The organism is Segeticoccus rhizosphaerae (genome assembly GCF_009192725.1).
Lineage (GTDB): Bacteria > Actinomycetota > Actinomycetes > Actinomycetales > Dermatophilaceae > Segeticoccus > Segeticoccus rhizosphaerae.
The window spans coordinates 1-1,961 of the sequence record NZ_VOHR01000494.1; the positions used below are offsets into that span (position 1 = coordinate 1).

General features: G+C 69.6%; 3 protein-coding genes and 1 pseudogene. 2 read left to right on the plus strand and 2 right to left on the minus strand.

Annotated elements, in window-relative coordinates:
- Nucleotides 1-43 precede the first annotated feature (43 nt).
- Nucleotides 44-136: pseudogene (locus FRW57_RS24850) on the plus strand (DnaJ domain-containing protein); the annotation flags it as partial.
- Complete coding sequence (locus FRW57_RS24855; protein ID WP_338055400.1) at nucleotides 113-901, plus strand: DnaJ C-terminal domain-containing protein; 789 nt, start codon at nucleotides 113-115, stop codon at nucleotides 899-901. The pseudogene FRW57_RS24850 and the gene FRW57_RS24855, both read left to right, overlap by 24 nt.
- Before the next feature lie 124 nt (nucleotides 902-1,025).
- Here FRW57_RS24855 and FRW57_RS21025 read toward each other — a convergent pair whose 3' ends face one another.
- Both FRW57_RS21025 and FRW57_RS21030 read right to left on the minus strand, forming a co-directional pair.
- Nucleotides 1,026-1,526: a GNAT family N-acetyltransferase gene (locus FRW57_RS21025; protein ID WP_137123509.1), complete on the minus strand. Its 501-nt coding sequence runs from the start codon at nucleotides 1,524-1,526 to the stop codon at nucleotides 1,026-1,028.
- Entirely contained in the window at nucleotides 1,523-1,798 is a 276-nt protein-coding gene (locus tag FRW57_RS21030) for a type II toxin-antitoxin system TacA family antitoxin (protein WP_137123508.1), read from the minus strand. Before FRW57_RS21030 ends, FRW57_RS21025 begins: the two co-directional genes overlap by 4 nt.
- Between the last annotated feature and the right edge of the window lie 163 nt (nucleotides 1,799-1,961).

The window sequence follows — 1,961 nt, forward strand, 5'->3', positions numbered from 1 at the left end:
AGCACCCGGTAGGCGTGAGTGATCTGGGCGAAGTGCCCGCCGCTGGCACCCGGACGTGGCCACCAGCCCCGGCGCCGCCGAGCACTTCGCCCAGATCACTCACGCCTACCGGGTGCTGTCCGACCCAGCCGCCCGCGCCCGCTACGACACCGCCCGCGCCACCACCACGACTGCCACGCCGCCACCGGACCGAGCGAGCCACCGTCGCGGCTCGTCGGTCCGGAACAACCCCTGGCCGCCGTGGGTCGGCCAGGACACCCCCGCCGGCACTGCGGCAGCGTTCTGGCTGGGTGGACCCAGGTTCTCTCAGGCGTTCTCCGCCGGCACCGATCCGCGCCCATCAGGCGCTGACGCCGGCGTCGAAGGTGAGGTGGAGGTCAGCGTGGAGGAGGCCTACCGCGGCAGCTGCCGCACCCTGACCGTGACCGGTCCCCACGGCAGCACCGTCGTGCCGCTCACCGTCCCACCCGGGGTGGTCACCGGCCAGCTGCTGCGGGTGCCGGTCGACGCCCTGCCTGGCGGGCACAGCGCACCCCCGGTACTCCTGCGGGTGCGCCTCGCCGACCACGAGCGCTACCGCATCGAGGCTCGGGATGTGCACGTTGACCTTCCGCTGGCTCCGTGGGAGGCCGCGCTCGGCGCGCCGGTGACCCTCCAGACGCCCGCAGGGACGATCTGCCTCGACGTGCCGGCCGGCACCTCAACCGGAGCGGTGCTCACCGCCCCCGGGCACGGACTGCCCAACCCCACCGGACCTGCCGGGGACCTGCACACCCACGTGCGCATCGTCGTCCCCTCCCACCTGAGTACCACCGAGCGGCGCCTGTTCACCCAGCTCGCTGCCACCTCCACGTTCCACCCACGAGAGGGGCAGGAGCCTCGACATGACACTGACCGGTGAGCCCGGCAGCACCCGGATACGGCGGCCATCATGTGGTCCCTGGTTGCCGATCCGCTCGCGAGACGCCCTGGGCTATAGCCCGGTGGTGCCCTGCTCGGGTCTGGTGACGCCAGGCGCGGGAGCGTCAACGAGCGACTGCGGAGCGGGCATCCTTGATCAGCAATAGCAGGTGTAGCGGGTCTGTTGGTGACGGTTCGAAGTTGAAGTGGGCGTAGAAGGCGCGAGCGGTGTCGTTGAGCGCGTGCACGAGCAGCGCCCGGACGCCGATGATCTCGGATGCCTGGACCGAGCGCAGGATGGCGTCGCGTAGCAGGTTCTTGCCCAGCCCAGAGTTCTGCTCCTTGCGGTCCACTGCGAGCCGGGATAGCAGGATCACCGGCACTGGATCGGGCATGTTGCGCCTCACCTTCCCGGCGACGTCTCGCTGCTGGACGCTGGCCGAGGCGAGGGCGTAGTAGCCGACGACCCGGGCGTCGCGGCAGGTGACAAAACAGCGTGAAGCCCCCTGGACGTGGTTGGCCAGGGCCCGCTTGCGTAGGTACTCGTCGAGACTGTGCTCGCCGCTGTCGAAGCCGCTGGTGTCGTCGTCCTCGGCGATCGGACGGGGCAGGCTGTACCCGCTCACCCCTCGGTGAAGACAGACGGCTCGGTGAGTAGCTTCTCCAGCCGTGGCTTGTGGCTGACCGGGCGGTCCAGCACGGCGAGGAACTCGCTCCACGCGGCGTCGTCGATCGCGAACACGCGTCGATCTGCCAGCACGTCGACGGCGTGGCTCATCGTCGCGGCGACGGTGAACTCGGTGATGTTAGTGCCCTCCACCTCGGCGGCATGCCGGATGAGCGCGTCCTGGTCCGAGGACAGGCGCACGGCGATCCGGGAGTCCTTGACGGCAGTCATGTACCTAGTGTGTGCCTAATAGGCGTACACGTCAACTCGGCTCCGTTCCGGTTCACGATCGAGCTAGGGATGCGCTGATCTTTTGCGGTAGTCCGGGGCGTCGCCTGACCTGGTGGGCGGGGCTGCGGAATGATCGGGTCCGTGGACAGCGATCAGCCCTCTT